Here is a 16008-nt window from a genome sequence, read left to right as displayed (position 1 = left end):
CGCCTCCATACTCAAGAGGCTCAAACAACAAAAACCAACAATATCACAGCACTGTTAAAAAATCTCTAACTAAGGATGCTATCTAAAATATGAGCAACAGCTTTAAAAGTATGTAAAATAATAAGATAGGGATAATCTAGACAAACTAATAACTTCTTGAAAACAACATTAATAATATTTATAGCGTAGAAAAACACGACCAATCGAATCGCTAAACATAAAATTGATAATCAATTACTTTGGCTTAACTGCATCACCACTACCACTCCCCGTAGCCGTCATAATAATATATTTAAAATAGTCTTTGATGGTTAATGACTCGATCATCTGTTTATCAGTTTCAGCCAATAGTTTAGGCGTAGACATATCAATACTTTGAACTTGGGCTAATCCTGTTACGCCAGGCAAAACATTATAAACCCCTAACGCATCACGCTCAGCAATCAGCTCTTCTTGATTAAAAAGATTGGGGCGCGGGCCAACTAAACTCATTTCACCTTTAAGAACATTAATAAGTTGTGGCAATTCATCAATTTTGGTCTTACGTAAAAAACCACCAAACTTAGTGATCGCAGCATTACTAGCAAGATGGCTCGCAACCGATGCAGTGTCCTTGCTCATAGTACGAAACTTAATCAGCTTAAACGGCTTTTTATTCTTTCCTACCCGAGTTTGTATAAATATTGGCGACCCCGTGTCAAATAAACCGATTATAGTCACCACTATTAACAGAGGCCAAAGCAATAAAATACCGAAAAGAGCAGCTAAAAAATCTAATAATCGAATCATTTATTATCCTTCAAAAACAGCATTGCTTGTTCCATCGTAAATGGCGGCCGCCATCCTAAAATTTTGTTGGCATAACTAGAATCAACTTCAAGGTTGCCCAATAGCTGTTCAGCCGCAGTCGATTTACCCAACAATTTTGCAACAAAATGCATTAACGGTACTGGAATAGGAAGCTGAATCACTTTTTTGTTCAATCCCTCAGCAATAGCATTGGTAAAGTCCTTAATAGAAACAGCTTTACCATCAGAGGCTAAAAAAGTATGACCAGCAGCTTCGGGATGAGTAGCACAAACAACTAATAAATCAGCTAAATTTTGCACAGCTATAAAATCACGTTTATTATTAACCAAGCCAAATGGCAGTAAAGGAAACATATTGATTAACTTAGTTAACATACCAAAATTACCAGGTGCATTAGCACCATAAACTAGCGTAGGTCGAACAATCACAACCTCAAGCCCAGTCTCTTCAGCGATCTTTTGTAAGCCTACTTCAGCATCATACTTTGACTGTGCATAAGAATTGTCAGGACGTATATCAGTATTCGCAGTAAAGGGCTGCGATGCTGTCGGTGTTCCATTTACCACAATCGAACTGACATATACAAATCGTTTAACGCCAACTGTAATTGCCTGTTGTGCTAACTTAATCGTGCCATCAACATTAACATCGCGGTATATATCAACACTTTTATTAGCTTTAATTGCTGAAGTACTCATTACATGAGCTAGTGCTGCACAGTGAATCACAACATCTACATCGCACAAAGCAACAGCATAATCCTCAGCACCACCAATGTTCCCAGTAATATGAACTGCATTAGGTATAGTGTTAATTTGTAGGCCAATAGGCACACGGCGACCATAAGTGCGGATAGCTAGGCCAGCTTGCTGAATAAACTGAGTAAAGACTGCGTGACCCACAAAGCCTGTGGCACCAGTTAATAAAATCATTACTAATTCCTATAATCAGTAGAGAACAGTAAACATATTATTTAAATATGCTATACCCCATATTTTTTTAGAGTGCTCATATACTGTTCAATAACTAACTTCTCATCAAACTGCTTAGCCATAAATTCTCGGCCAGCGTTTCCCATAGTGACCCGCTCAATGGCTGGCATAATAATTATCTTCTCGCAACAGGCAGAAAGCCCTTTTACATCTTTAACTGGACACAAAAAACCAGTTTGGCCGTGCAGTACAACTTCACGGCAGCCTGGGACGTCAGTAACAATCAAGGGCTTAGCCATCGATGCAGATTCGATCATGGTACGTGGAATACCTTCACGGTAAGACGGTAGTACCACACAATCGGCATTGGCAATAAATGGGCGCACGTCAGTCGTCGTACCAAGATATTCCACCCAACCTTGCGCTTCCCACTGGGCAATTTGCTCATGCTCAATAACGCTGGGGTTGGCTACCCCACAAGCTCCGAGAAGCTGAAAGATTGCTTGCGGATAATGGGCTTTAATCATACGCGCAGCTTCGACATATTCTCCCACGCCTTTATCCCACAACATCCGAGCGATTAGTAAAAAACGTACAGGTGGATTTAACATGGCAGCATCATAACTCACGGCCTGCAAGGGGGGGGCAAAATGATTTAAATCGACCCCTTCTCCATATAGTAAAGCAGCCTTATCCTTTGCCACCAAGCGATACTGTAAAAATACTTGACGGTCGTCCTCATTCAAAAACCACACTTCTTTTGGAAAACAGAACGCAAACTTATATAACACGCGCGCAACCTTGGCCACCAAGTTATTATTAACAAAGGTATAACCCAAGCCTGTTGTGATTGCTAACGAGGGAATACCTGCCAACTTAGCAGCTAAGGAACCATAAATATTCGGTTTAATACTGTAATGAATGATAAAATCTGGCAATATAGTACGATAATGACGATACAAATTTACAATTAACGCTATATCTTTAAAAGGATTAGTACCTTTGGCAGAAATAGCTAAATCGATGACGTCACAGCCCATATCCCGTAATTTATCAGAATACTCATCTTGTGCAGCAATAATTGTAACTACATAACCATCTTTAATTAATCGTTTTATTACACCACAACGAAAATTAAACATTGACCAAGCTACATTGACTACAAGAACAATTTTTTTGTTATTTTTACGCATAAATATTACTAATATAACGCCCAGGTTTATTAAAATTCAAAACTTTTGCAGGCACTCCAGCAACGGTAGCATCATCTGGTATATCGCGGGAAACCACTGCACCAGCACCAATAGTAACACGATTGCCAATTTTGACATCCTCGACGATACAGACATTGGGGCCAATATAAACATTATTACCAATCGTAGCGCCAACCCCATGATTTGAACCAATTGAAACAAATTGCGAAATATTGCAATTGTTTCCGATCGTTGTTAACGGACTAACAACAATACTTTGCGCATGGCCGATATAAAATCCATAACCAATTTTCGTACCAGGAGGAATGTCAATACCAGTCTTCCAAATTAAGAATTTTAACCGCACTTTAGCAAAAAGGTTAAGTGAACGAGATGATGAATGTGCTAAACGAAACCAAAAACTGTAATTAAAGCCTTGATTATAAAAATAATTGACCAAAAAAGTTCTAAACCCAGGTTTGGCATAACGTGTAAGATCACTTTTTATTGACTGAAATACATTTGCCATCAAAATACCTTATCTATAACACACTCAGTTAACTATAAAGCCCCAACCAACGCTCTGTTTGGGCACGTAATGAATAACACTCTACAATCCGCTTACGTGCAAATCGGCCCTGCGCACTAGCAGCCTCGGGCGTTAGAGCTAATCCCTGTACTAAGCCACCAGCTAAGGCAACGCTATTTCTTGCTGGCACCAAAATGCCAACATCACCCACCACCTCTTTCACCCCACCGCAATCAGTAGCAATAACGACCCTCTCGCAGGCCATTGCCTCAGCAACGACTAAGCCAAACCCTTCCCAAGCGGATGAAAGTACAAAGAGATCGGCAGCACTCATCCACTCATGAACATCATGGCGTAGCCCTAAAAAATGTACCCGTGCAGTTAGTCCAAGTTCTGACACCATCAAATTTAATTTTGCCTGCTCTTCCCCAACACCTATTATGGCAAGTTGTACATCTTTATAAGGCTCAGGCAACTGACTGAAAGCCGCCAACAGATTGGGATAATCTTTAGCTTCAGTTAAACGTCCAACTGCTAATAATAAAGGGGCATTGGTCAAACCTAACTCCGCGCGCATTCTTACTCTGCTCTGCTCATTAAAAACAAAGCGTGCAGTATCAATGCCGTTATGCATAGCAATAATACGCTTTACAGTCACCGCACCACGTTTAACCATTATATCCACCGCCTCTTGGCTGACATTAGTGCTTAGATCACACAAGCTATCAGTTAACCTATACGCTAGCATACGGCCCACCCCACCTTCGTTGGAGCTGTGTGCAGTAGAAATCAATTTAGGTAAATGGATACTTAAACGTAGCAAGCGGGCAAATAAATTAGCGTGAACCATATGGCTGTGAACTACATCAGGATTAAAGCGTTTAATTAACTGACGAGCTTGCCAATAAGCTTGTATAAACCCCAATGGATTTTTAACCATATTAAGCGCAACGACCTCAACCAAATTAGTATATGGTCTATTTATCGTTTCACCAGTCATGGATATTAGCAATACCTGATGACCTAGTGCAGCGAATTGAACAGCTAAATCACAGACTTGCCGCTCAGCCCCTCCCATGCCGAGACCGGTAATTATTAATACAATATTCATCTAACGTTTCCTATTAACCACCCAATAGGTATATTATACCTTGTTCAGTAAGACTGTTACTTTCGATAGCCTGTTTAAATATAAAAGAGTTTATCAAAACAAAAAATGATAATAACAATAAAGCACGTTTATTCCCGAAAGAACACATAAGACAGATTATAAATGGCATGAATGTAGTAATAAGCCTACCTGCAAAAGGGCTTAAAAAATACATTCCCAAATAAATCGAAACTCCTAGCATCGCTATAATATACAACCCGTCATCAGTAAATTTTTGTTTACTTTGCGTCAAACTAATAAATAAAACAATAAGATACAATATAAAATTACCACCACCACCACCACTAGTTGCTTCGTCATACTCGGACGCTTGTCTTAGTGCCAAAACTTCTGCGATTGGCAATATCATAAAGCTAATGAATGCTGAAACAAAAATAATAAATGAAACGCGTAAAAAAATATTTTTTGTAACCGTAATTGAAAACAATTTATCCAAAATCAAAAAAAATAAAACAATAAATGTTGAAGAATGGATAAACCCCAAACAAAAAACTAAAGGAAAAAAAAGTTTAGACTTCCAAAAGTAAAAAACAAACCACATTAACAATGATGCAGCAAAGGCTTGACGTAAAACGATAAGCAACATATGAAATGATTGTGGAACCAAAGCCAGAGCAAAAAAACCGAGCAACACTAAAAATATATTTTTGCTCCTAAAAAAAATAAAAAAACTTATGGTGAATGCAATGAAAAACACAAAAAAAAGTGGAACAACATCAGGCTCAAAAAAAAATGAAAGGGCACTATTCAATAGCAAAAATAATGGTTCATTTGTAAATAATGCTATGCCATCATACCGCTCCATTATATTCAATGAGTCTTTAGCATAGATAATATAATTAGCTCTATCTCTAAAAAGCTCATTTGGTAACAACGTCAACAAAAAAGCAAATACAGCAGAGAAAATAAAAAAGACGAAGACCTTAAGTTTAGTTAAAGGTATACGCATGAAATCAACCTTTTATAATAGCTTTAACCAAGTGTCAATGATAACTTTTGGCAAGAAACGCTTTATGTTTTGAGCTGATAATTCAGATAGTTTATTATAGTCTGATACCACGTCAAATACTTCAATAGCGGTACAAAGCTGTTTAGTTAAAGCTTGTATGTTGCCAGTTTCGCACAACCAACCGGTTTCGTCATGTATGATAATTTCTGCAGGCCCTGTATCACAGTCAAATGAAACAATCGGCAAACCGTACGCTTGCGCTTCAATTAGTACTAATGGTAAACCTTCAAAACGTGAACTCATAACAAAAAATGCGGCTTGCAAGTAATGAGCAGCAATGTCATTAGTCTTAGGCACAAACTCGGTATTAGATTCAATATTTAAATCTCGGCGTAATTGCTCCAACATCGCTTTATCTTCACCATCTCCAACAATCCGCAAGCACCAATCAGGATGTAAAGTAGAGACATTCGCCCACGCTTTCAGTAATAAATCGAAACCTTTTTGACTAGTTAAACGACCTACTGCCAAAAATAATTTTTCCTTTTGAGAATTTATCTCACTAGGCAATGCAATTGTTACCGGATTAGGGATTGCAGTAATATCAGCATTACAAGTGGTATTGGCTAGCCACAATGCTTTATCTCGCTCAGTAAGCGTTACAACATCATCAGCAAAACGAGCTGCTAATTTGCGCGCCAAACGACGTGCAGTTTTACCCAGATCGACATGGTAATTAAAATGTTCCCAACAAATATGTCTGATACCTAGACCAGCAATTGCAGGTATCGAATATAGTGCTAACATTGATTCAACACTGATTAGAATATCTATCTGATTCTGTTTTAAATAATTTCTAAGATTAGCTATTGCGGACGGTAAACGGAGAAGACCACTGCCTACTGAATTAAAAAGAGAAGAATGTGTAATATCCACAGAAAGTTCAAAGAATGGTTCCCCAACACTTTGTAAACTGAGCATGTGCACGTTATATCCACACAAGCTCAAATCATTCGCAATAACAGAAGAAACTCTTTCTGTTCCTCCACTATTACTTAAATCACCAACAAAGAAACATAAATTCTTCATAAAACCCTAAAATGAACTTAAAATTAACTTAAAACTAAAAAACAAATATAAATTTATTAACTTACTTTTAGATTTCCCAAAAGCATATGGTAAATAAATCTGACTCGAGCTTTAAATAAGAACAAAGAAATTAAAAACAAAACAGACCATAGTAGGGTACTCGTAAGGAAACTGACATGATAAAATTGGAATAAAATAGACAATGATACATATTGAAAAAGTATTACATATACTCTTATTCTAGGAAATGATTGCCAAAGAAACACACTTGATTCAGTCCGTACCATAAAAAAAATGACAAATGATATTAATGTTGCAATAGCCGCACCTGAAGCTCCGAAATCGGGAATGAGTAGAATATTCAAGATTACATTTAATAAAAGCGAGACCACAGAAGCTAAAATTGAAAAAGAGGTACGTCTTGAAATACCAATACCGACCTGCGTCACTTCGGAAAGCATATATATCAATGGCACTCCGACACACGCCATAAATAAATAATTTAAAAATTGATAATCATCAGGAACAAAATAGACTAAAATAAATGAAAACATACCTAACAACGACCATACAAAGCTAAGAAACAAAGTCATACATTCAATTGACATTATAATCTTAGGCATTTTAACACCTTCATTTACCCAGCGATAAACCAGTGGATGCCACATACTAGAAAATATGGAGGAAAAAATACCTGTTACACTAGCAAAACCAAGAGCAACAGCATAAACACCAACTTCATGTAAAGTAGATAATGACTTCAATACATAACGATCTAAGGTTGTAAGACCTGTATAAGCTAAACCAGAAATAATTAGTGGCAGTCCAAAGCTAAGCATTTTTTTCAGCATATTCAAATCAAAGTTTAATTTTAATATATTGAAAACACCCTTATCAACGAAAAATAACATCACAAGTGTCGAAGAAAGGACTGATAGAAAGAATGAGTAAATTAAATACCTGAATTCAAATATTTTAAACACATAAACAGTCATTAGTATAAAAATGAATAACGTAACCCGTGGGACAAGTATAGTCAGTGAATAAACAAAACCTCTCTCTTCCATCCTAAATAAATAGCCTAGCTGATTATTTAGCATAAAAAGACATAATGACATAGCTATTAGAACAGAACTTATATCGTCGTCAAAATCAAGTAATAGAGTTGTCACTGGCGTGAAACAGAAAATCAGTATTAACAATGGAAAGAAAATCACATTTGGCAACATCATAAATCTAAATAGATCAGGTTTATTATCACACTCGTGGTACTCTCTAACAAATGCCTGATCTAAGCCAAGAGAAAACAACATAACACCAATAGCAATACTTACTTGAAGAATTGAAAATCTACCTAAATCTTCTACAGAGAAAAAATTAGCAATTAAAGGAAGAGTTATAAATGAAAATAAAGCACCACCTATAGGACCAAAAGAATAAGATAATATCTTTTTGAACATCATTGAAATACCTGAACAGTTATCATATCAATCAAACATCACTTATCAGAATAAAAGTTGTTTTGTTTACTAATCGTTGATTCTAAAGAAAATAAATCATTTGCTAAAGTTACATTGCCATTTAAATTACAAATATCTAGATTAATATTCTCGTAATCAAATATATCAAAACCTAAAGATTCCAAATAAGCCCAACTAGTACTACTTGGATTCAAGTAAACTTTCACACCTAGAGATAATAAGTTCAAAATATTCCCCATACCCTGCTGCCCATCATGCCCGAAAATTGCTACATCCATCCTAGATAAGAATATTCTATATTCATTAGGTTCAATAAATTTTTTTAATATCTCTACATTAACCTTACCTAACTTTTCCAGAGCGTAGGATTCAATATATCTAGCATATTCTGAATCTCCATAGGATAAAGGGATATAATACTTAATGTTAGTATGGGCACTATTCAAATAAGAAAGACGGTCTATTATCACTTGATGTGCATTTCGCTTTATAGCCGATGCTCCAATCATTATATTAATTTTTTTTGGTGCAGTGGCAAATTCTCTTTTATCTCCGATAACAATGTTGCTAGGATAAAAAGATCCAACGTTAATCAATTCCGCATTAAGATTATTTGACTTCTTTCTTGCCAAATCATAATCGTCAACAAGATAAGTAATAAATCCATGCATGACCTTTAGGAATCTCATTGAAAAATAATATATTATTTTACTTTTATAACTATTATTTTCTATAAAGTGCACCTCCCCGCCCCACAAAGCTAAATAATATTTAGACTTAAACAACTTCAAAAAAAAAGGCATCAATATTATATAATACGTTGCCGGTAAAGTATGAAAAACTACCTTATCATAACTTTTTATAAAATATATCAACCTTAATACATCAAATATAGAACTTTTTAATATCTTGAAATTATATCCTCCACCTAAGCCTGAATTATCACCAATAAAAATAAAATCATGTTCAGCGCCTCTTGCATGTTCTGTTAGCATAGATGCGTAATCTGGAACGAATTTATTTCTAAAAGTATTACTATTATTAGCTACATGAAGGCATCGAGGATTAACACTCACTTTACATTACCTTAGAGTTTTGGGTGGGGGTAAACAAAAAAACTATATTTATAAATTATATTATAAAACCAATGTGGCTAAAATAGTTTCACAAATTTTATCCACTTGATCATTAGTTAGTTCATAAAACAAGGGTAAACGAACCAAATTGTCAGTAAAAAAATCAGAATTAGGTAGCTTACTTTCTATACTATGGTTAAACTTTTGATAGTACTCACTATTATGAAGTGATAAATAATGAAATACAGCATGGATTTCATTATTTTTCAAGTGCTGGATCAGTGCTGTACGCTGCTCTAAATTTTCGCACACTAAATAAAACATATGAGCATTATTTGTTGAATAGTCAACAACGTTTGGCAATTGTATTTTACTATTTTTAAGTGGCGTACTAAGATTATCGTAATAGCGTTGCCAAATTTCTTTGCGTCTACCTTGAATTGTATCAATATTCTCCAACTGAGCAAAAAGGTATGCTGCAATAATATCTGATGGCAAAAAAGATGAACCAATATCTACCCAACCATATTTAGCCACTTCACCGCGAAAAAATGAAGATCGATTAGTACCTTTTTCACGGATAATTTCAGCACGATGAATATATTGCTCATCATTGATAACTAGTAAACCACCTTCACCTGCAATAATATTTTTAGTTTCATGAAAGGAGAAAGTCCCAAACGTGCCGATACTACCAAGCGGTTTACCCTTGTAATAGCTATCAATAGCTTGGGCTGCATCTTCTACTACAGGGATGTTATGTTGTTTGGAAATCGCCATTATTGCATCCATATCACAGGCAATACCAGCATAATGAACTACTACAATAGCTTTTGTCTTCGGTGTGATTAACTTAGCTATTTGTACAGGATCAATATTGGGATGGTCAGGATAACTATCGGCGAATATAATATTCGCGCCACGTAAAGCGAATGCATTCACAGTTGATACAAACGTATAAGAAGGTGCAATTACCTCATCATCAGGTTGAATATCTAGCAGAATTGCGGCCATTTCCAATGCATCGGTGCATGAAGTGGTCATCAACACTTTTTTAAAACCATAACGTTGTTCAAAAAACTCATGACATTTTTTGGTAAATAAACCGTCACCAGAGATTTTTCCTGATGCAACAGCTTGGGCTATATAAACTAATTCCTTACCATGTAGGTAGGGTTTATTAAATGGAATCATTTATTAAAATCCTAATGCATGTAATATTTCATTTTGCCTATTTAAATTTGCAGTAATTAGTATATGACCAAGCCTATCTGCACTAGATGCAATTTTTATTTCACTGTCAAAAGAACTACTCATTAAATTAGAATGGACTACATTAATAAAATTATCATCAAATAATCTACGCGACATATTCAAATCATTTTCATTAAAAATAAACTTCACAATTGAAACCTTAGAGTTTAACTTTTCTAAATAATAATCATTTAAATTAAAAAATTCTCCCATAGAGATTGCCAAAACTGCTTTAGTAAAATCAAATCCAGTGCTGTGTAAAACCAAATCAGAACCTATATAATCTCCTCCCATCCGAGAGCCAATTTCAATGATATATGCATCACCATTTTCATTGATTTTCAATTCAGTATGCGCAGCACCATTAGCCATATTTACAGCAACAAGCGTTCTATAAACCAAGTCATTTATTAAACTTCGCTCTCCAGCAGTAATTCTAGCAGGGCAAGTATGTCCTCTTTCTATAAAATCAGGAGAGCCCGTTGTGAACTTTTCCGTAATTTGAAGTATTTCGTGAACCCCATTGAAGCTAATGGATTCAACACTGAATTCTCTTCCTGTGACAAACTCTTCAATCAGAATTTCCTTTGAAAAGGATTCTTCGAAAGCTAGCTTTATAGCTGTACTAAGATCGTTTACTGAATCAACTAACGAGATCCCTCTACTGCCAGAACGATCTACAGGCTTAACTATGACAGGATAAACAGGTATGCTCACACTCTGAATATTATTCAAAAAAGTAAAATGAGGAACAGGTATTTTATTCTTTACAAGGCGCTGACGCATGCTATATTTATTTGTTGTGTACTCGGTACATTCTAAACTGTTACCTACTAACCCGAGATGATCAGCAATATAGTTAACAGTTATATTAGCTAGATCTGAGCCTATCGAACAAATACCATCAATCCCAATTATTTTGCATTTATCTAATATAGTTTTTTTTTCAGTAATACTTATTTTATAGAAATAATCACCAATTAACTCGTTGCCTCCCCAAGAAAAAACATGAGTTTCAATACCCTGCATTTTGGCTAATCTAATCAATGGGAGTTGGAACTCACCAGAACCAATAATTGCAATTTTTTTCATGCTACGTAGACTCCAAGTTTGGGATCTATACTATCAATAAGCCTTGCAGGTACACCATAGCATTTTGAGAAGTCTACAATATTTGAATTAATCAAACTACTTGCCCCCACTAAACATTCACTACCAACGGTAATAGAATCAACCAACGTAGCACTAAAGCCTATAAAAGTAAGCCTACCAATTTTTGCAAATCCACCCAAAGTAGCATTGGCAGCAATGAAACAATGACTATCCACTTCTACATCATGACATATAGTTACATTAGACCATATTGTCACATTATCATGAATAATTGCGCCCTGCTCAATAACAACACCATCAAATACAATAGTTCCATGTCCAATAATATCACTAGACACGCTTGCATTAGGAGAAATTATTGTTGCGACTTCTCTATTGCATGCTCGCAACTTTTCATATGCAGCCTCTCTTTTTCGCATGCATTTGTAACCAATAGCCAACACGTAAGATGCATCTGGATACATTTGTATGGCATCGTTGAAACCAACAACTTTTAGCTCGCAAAATGTCTTTGGCAAACTAGAAAGATATTCCTCATCAACACATATGGCTACAACCTCTATTTCATCAATTTTATTGCAAAGAGAGATTATGCTATTCGTAAATGAAGAACATCCAAAAATTACTAACTTTTTCTTAGAAACAATTTTCATTTTTTACCTATCTAATTAAGGATTTAAGGTACGTTCCATAACTATTTTTAGACATCTGAATAGCAGTTTCAGTTATATTTTTGTCTGTTAGCCAGCCAATCCGCCAAGCTATCTCTTCCAAACAAGCAATTTTATAACCTTGCCTCTTTTCAATAGTTTCAACAAATGAAGCGGCCTCTAATAGACTTTCATAAGTGCCTGTATCTAACCAAGCAAAACCACGTCCTAAAAGCTCTACGTTTAATTCACCCATATCCAGATAAGCTTGATTAATACTAGTAATTTCTAATTCGCCGCGTGATGATGGCTTAACATTCCTTGCAATATTCACAACTTGATTATCGTAAAAATATAAGCCTGTCACTGCATAATTAGATTTGGGTTTTATGGGTTTTTCTTCAATACTGATGGCCTTTTGATTTTGATCGAATTCAACCACACCAAAACGCTCAGGATCTTTAACTTGATAGCCAAATACTGTTGCTCCCGTTGATCTAGCAGCAGCTTTTTTAAGTATGGGTGAAAAACCTTGTCCCCAAAAAATATTATCCCCAAGGGCTAAACACACACTATCGCTGCCAATAAACTCTTCACCAATAATAAATGCTTGCGCTAAACCATCAGGGCTTTGCTGCACGGCATATTGCAGATTTATGCCAAAGTCACTGCCATCACCAAGGAGACGTTGAAATGAAGATTGGTCCTCAGGCGTAGTGATAATTAAAATTTCCCGTATCCCTGCCAGCATTAGTACAGAAATGGGATAATAAATCATGGGTTTATCGTAGACAGGTAATAGCTGTTTCGAAACCCCTTTAGTAATCGGGTACAAACGAGTACCAGAACCGCCAGCGAGAATAATTCCTTTCATAGTAAAATCAGTTCCTAGATAAAGAGATCCTAGGTTTAAAGAAAAACTAGGACATAAAACAAAATAATAAAAGAGATTAAATGCCTAAACGCTCTCGCTGATAGCTACCATCTTGGACATGCTGACACCACTCTTGATTCGCTAAATACCATTCAATGGTTTTACGAAGGCCTGTTTCGAAGGTCTCTTCTGGTTGCCAGTTAAGCTCATTACTCATTTTCGTAGCATCTATGGCATAGCGTCGATCATGGCCGGGTCTGTCTGTGACATAAGTTATTTGCTCGGCGTAAGAAGTATCTTTAGGCATTAGAACATCTAAAATACTGCAGATGGCCTGTACCACTTCAAAATTCTGCTTTTCGTTATGACCGCCAATATTATAGGTTTCACCGACTTTGCCACTTGTAACAACTTTATAGAGTGCACGAGCATGGTCTTCTACATATAGCCAATCACGGATCTGATCACCTTTGCCATAAATAGGTAATGGCTTTCCTTCTAGTGCATTAAGGATCACTAGCGGGATCAGTTTTTCAGGGAAGTGATAAGGACCATAGTTATTGGAGCAATTAGTCACTATGGTAGGTAAGCCATAGGTACGTAACCATGCACGAACTAAGTGATCACTTGATGCTTTAGAAGCTGAATACGGACTGCTAGGAGCATAAGGTGTTGTTTCGGTGAAAAGAGTTAACTCTTCTGGAGTCTCAACTTCATCTGGATGAGGTAAATCGCCATAAACTTCGTCAGTAGAAATATGATGAAAACGAAAAGCTTTCTTTGCTTCTGTCGATAACTCGCTCCAATATGAACGCGTTGCTTCAAGGAGCGTATATGTACCAACGATATTGGTCTGAATGAAATCTGATGGGCCAGTGATTGAGCGGTCAACGTGGGACTCTGCCGCTAAATGCATTACCGCATCAGGTTGGTACTTATTAAAAACTCTATCTAGCTCTACTCGATCACAAATATCCACTTGTTCGAATGCGTATCGTTGATTTTTTTCAACACTAAGTAGTGATTCAAGATTGCCAGCATAAGTTAACTTATCAACATTAATCACACTATCTTGAGTATTGTTGATAATATGTCGAACAACTGCAGAGCCGATAAAGCCAGCGCCACCTGTAACCAGAATTTTCACTAAAAAATACCTCGATAAAATATAAAATGTAACGCTTGCGAAAGTTAAAAAGAGGTTGACGGAACGCTTCGCGGCTAGAGCGTCGCTCGATAACTGCTCCTGCGCTCTTATTAAAAAGCGTGCTACCTCCTGCATCTGACCACGATGAATGGTGGAAATGTCAGATTTTGTATGGAACAAAATTGACCATGCAGTCGTTCGCTTCTTCTAGAGTCTAGTGCAGCGCTTTTTACTGCGTCCTAAGCATCTTTCCTCATAAAATACCTAACCAACACAAACATCACGCCTAACATACCGCCAAGCAGTGTACCTAATACGCAAATTAGAGCGCGTTTAGGCTTTGCTTTTTCTTCAGGCACTAGAGCAGGGTCAATCGTTTTAAAAACGTATTCATCACGCACTTCAGCAAACATGATGGTTTTAGCTTGTTCTTCTACTAGTTTATACAAAATGGTTCGAATATCTGCCACATTAGTTAAAGCAATTTGTTTATTTAAAAACTCACTGCTACGATTCGCCTCAGCTACATCGCGGTCTTTCATTACTTTATTAATATCTTGGATTAACCAAGCAACCCACTGCTGCGCAACAGCTGGTGATAAATGCTCAACTGAAATAGTGACCATTCCAGTTTCTTTCGCTTTATTAACAGCAATCATTTTGCTAAAGACTTTATAGGCCTCCTGCATTGATGGTTCTGGTTTAAATGGCACTTTAGCTTCACGTACCCAAGTATTGGTTTGCTCATTATAAAGCTTAGGATCATAAATTAATTTATCAGCATCCCGATCCCATTTTTCAGCGGCCATTAAATCAGCGAGGATATTGTGCTTTTGAATAAACTCGCTGGTAAATTGGCGAGACTTTAATACTTGAATTGCCAATTCAGTTTTATCAGTACCACCTTTACCACCGAGATTTACACCTGCAAGGCTAGCTAAACCGCCAAACTGAGACGCTAACGCACTTAAACCGCCACCTTGCTCTTCAGATGCAGGCGCAAGCAGGGCTTCAGATTTATAGATATTTGGCTGTTTTATGGCAAAAATAACTGCACCAATAGCGAATACAGCTGTAATGGCAATGATTAACCATTTGCCTTGCCAGATGACAGAGAACAATTCACGAAGATCGATTTCGTCATCGCTTGTGGTTTGAGGGAATTGCGCGTCTGTTTTATATGTATTTGGATTTTGAGTAATTTGTGTGTTCATTTTTTTAGGTTATAGGTCCTAGATCCTAGGTGCTAGACCCTAGGAAAGCTTAAAGATATTTAAAGAAGGTCCTAGATTCTAGGGCCTAGAGCGAGCTTGCGAGCGTCCTAGATTCTATGTACTTTTATAATCTGCGGACTCTTCTCGGACACTGCCTTTTCGTATTTTTATCAAAGAAGCAATCATTGCTGAAATTTCTTTAGCCTCTTTGATAAGAGTCATTCCGTTTTGCTTGTCTATCACACCAATTTCTATCGCAATATATATTTGCGTTATCAGTTCGCCTGATGAGCCTTTTGCAAAATAAAGAAACCTTGCAGATTCAGCGGTTGATTCACGTTCTTCCCCCTCTGCAATGTTTGAGGGAATAGAAACTGCCGCTCTGGTCATTTGATCTCTGAGCCCATAATCTCGGCAATTTTTAAGTTCCTTATAAACATCACATGAAAGGCGACAAGCGCGTTTCCAAACATCCAGTTGTTCGAATCGCATGATGTTCCTTAATTAGAGAAGGTCCTAGAGGCCG

At 36.6% G+C, this 16008-nt stretch carries 16 protein-coding genes; all 16 read right to left on the bottom strand.

Annotated features, from left to right (window positions below; all coding sequences use genetic code 11):
• Window positions 1-234: 234 nt before the first annotated feature.
• The gene (locus HUB64_RS19700) at window positions 235-789 is read right to left on the bottom strand and encodes a sugar transferase (protein WP_173497670.1); all 555 of its coding nucleotides are present in this window, start codon (window positions 787-789) and stop codon (window positions 235-237) included.
• Window positions 786-1742 (bottom strand): NAD-dependent epimerase/dehydratase family protein, encoded by a 957-nt coding sequence (locus tag HUB64_RS19695; RefSeq protein ID WP_173497669.1) that lies wholly within the window; start codon window positions 1740-1742, stop codon window positions 786-788. Before HUB64_RS19695 ends, HUB64_RS19700 begins: the two co-directional genes overlap by 4 nt.
• A 50-nt stretch (window positions 1743-1792) precedes the next feature.
• Window positions 1793-2935, bottom strand: a complete 1143-nt coding sequence (locus tag HUB64_RS19690; RefSeq protein ID WP_173497668.1) for a glycosyltransferase family 4 protein — start codon at window positions 2933-2935, stop codon at window positions 1793-1795.
• Entirely contained in the window at window positions 2928-3464 is a 537-nt protein-coding gene (locus HUB64_RS19685; protein ID WP_173497667.1) for a serine O-acetyltransferase, read from the bottom strand. Before HUB64_RS19685 ends, HUB64_RS19690 begins: the two co-directional genes overlap by 8 nt.
• Window positions 3465-3492: 28 nt before the next feature.
• On the bottom strand, window positions 3493-4575 hold the full coding sequence (locus HUB64_RS19680) for a glycosyltransferase (RefSeq protein ID WP_173497666.1): 1083 nt from the start codon (window positions 4573-4575) through the stop codon (window positions 3493-3495).
• Between the two features lie 13 nt (window positions 4576-4588).
• On the bottom strand, window positions 4589-5584 hold the full coding sequence (locus HUB64_RS19675; protein WP_173497665.1) for an EpsG family protein: 996 nt from the start codon (window positions 5582-5584) through the stop codon (window positions 4589-4591).
• A gap of 12 nt (window positions 5585-5596) precedes the next feature.
• Window positions 5597-6673 carry a glycosyltransferase family 4 protein gene (locus HUB64_RS19670; RefSeq protein ID WP_173497664.1) on the bottom strand — a complete coding sequence of 359 codons (1077 nt, stop codon included), beginning with the start codon at window positions 6671-6673 and terminating at the stop codon, window positions 5597-5599.
• Window positions 6674-6729: 56 nt separating this feature from the next.
• Window positions 6730-8136: an oligosaccharide flippase family protein gene (locus tag HUB64_RS19665; protein ID WP_173497663.1), complete on the bottom strand. Its 1407-nt coding sequence runs from the start codon at window positions 8134-8136 to the stop codon at window positions 6730-6732.
• A 35-nt stretch (window positions 8137-8171) separates the two neighbouring features.
• On the bottom strand, window positions 8172-9230 hold the full coding sequence (locus HUB64_RS19660; protein WP_173497662.1) for a TDP-N-acetylfucosamine:lipid II N-acetylfucosaminyltransferase: 1059 nt from the start codon (window positions 9228-9230) through the stop codon (window positions 8172-8174).
• A 60-nt stretch (window positions 9231-9290) separates the two neighbouring features.
• Window positions 9291-10424, bottom strand: a complete 1134-nt coding sequence (rffA, locus tag HUB64_RS19655) for a dTDP-4-amino-4,6-dideoxygalactose transaminase (RefSeq protein ID WP_173497661.1) — start codon at window positions 10422-10424, stop codon at window positions 9291-9293.
• A gap of 3 nt (window positions 10425-10427) precedes the next feature.
• Entirely contained in the window at window positions 10428-11576 is a 1149-nt protein-coding gene (locus HUB64_RS19650) for an acetyl-CoA carboxylase biotin carboxylase subunit family protein (protein WP_173497660.1), read from the bottom strand.
• Window positions 11573-12250: a hypothetical protein gene (locus tag HUB64_RS19645; RefSeq protein WP_173497659.1), complete on the bottom strand. Its 678-nt coding sequence runs from the start codon at window positions 12248-12250 to the stop codon at window positions 11573-11575. Before HUB64_RS19645 ends, HUB64_RS19650 begins: the two co-directional genes overlap by 4 nt.
• 7 nt (window positions 12251-12257) lie before the next feature.
• Window positions 12258-13121: a glucose-1-phosphate thymidylyltransferase RfbA gene (rfbA, locus tag HUB64_RS19640; RefSeq protein WP_173497658.1), complete on the bottom strand. Its 864-nt coding sequence runs from the start codon at window positions 13119-13121 to the stop codon at window positions 12258-12260.
• 76 nt (window positions 13122-13197) lie between these two features.
• On the bottom strand, window positions 13198-14268 hold the full coding sequence (gene rfbB / locus HUB64_RS19635; RefSeq protein ID WP_173497657.1) for a dTDP-glucose 4,6-dehydratase: 1071 nt from the start codon (window positions 14266-14268) through the stop codon (window positions 13198-13200).
• A 239-nt stretch (window positions 14269-14507) separates the two neighbouring features.
• A complete protein-coding gene (locus tag HUB64_RS19630; protein ID WP_173497656.1) occupies window positions 14508-15482 on the bottom strand; it encodes a Wzz/FepE/Etk N-terminal domain-containing protein in 975 nt (324 codons plus the stop codon).
• A gap of 114 nt (window positions 15483-15596) precedes the next feature.
• The gene (locus HUB64_RS19625) at window positions 15597-15974 is read right to left on the bottom strand and encodes a four helix bundle protein (RefSeq protein ID WP_086904803.1); all 378 of its coding nucleotides are present in this window, start codon (window positions 15972-15974) and stop codon (window positions 15597-15599) included.
• Window positions 15975-16008: the final 34 nt, after the last annotated feature.

The sequence above is a fragment of the Shewanella sp. ISTPL2 genome (genome assembly GCF_013283205.1).
Lineage (GTDB): Bacteria > Pseudomonadota > Gammaproteobacteria > Enterobacterales > Shewanellaceae > Shewanella > Shewanella oncorhynchi.
This window is presented reverse-complemented; position numbering and strand designations above follow the sequence as displayed.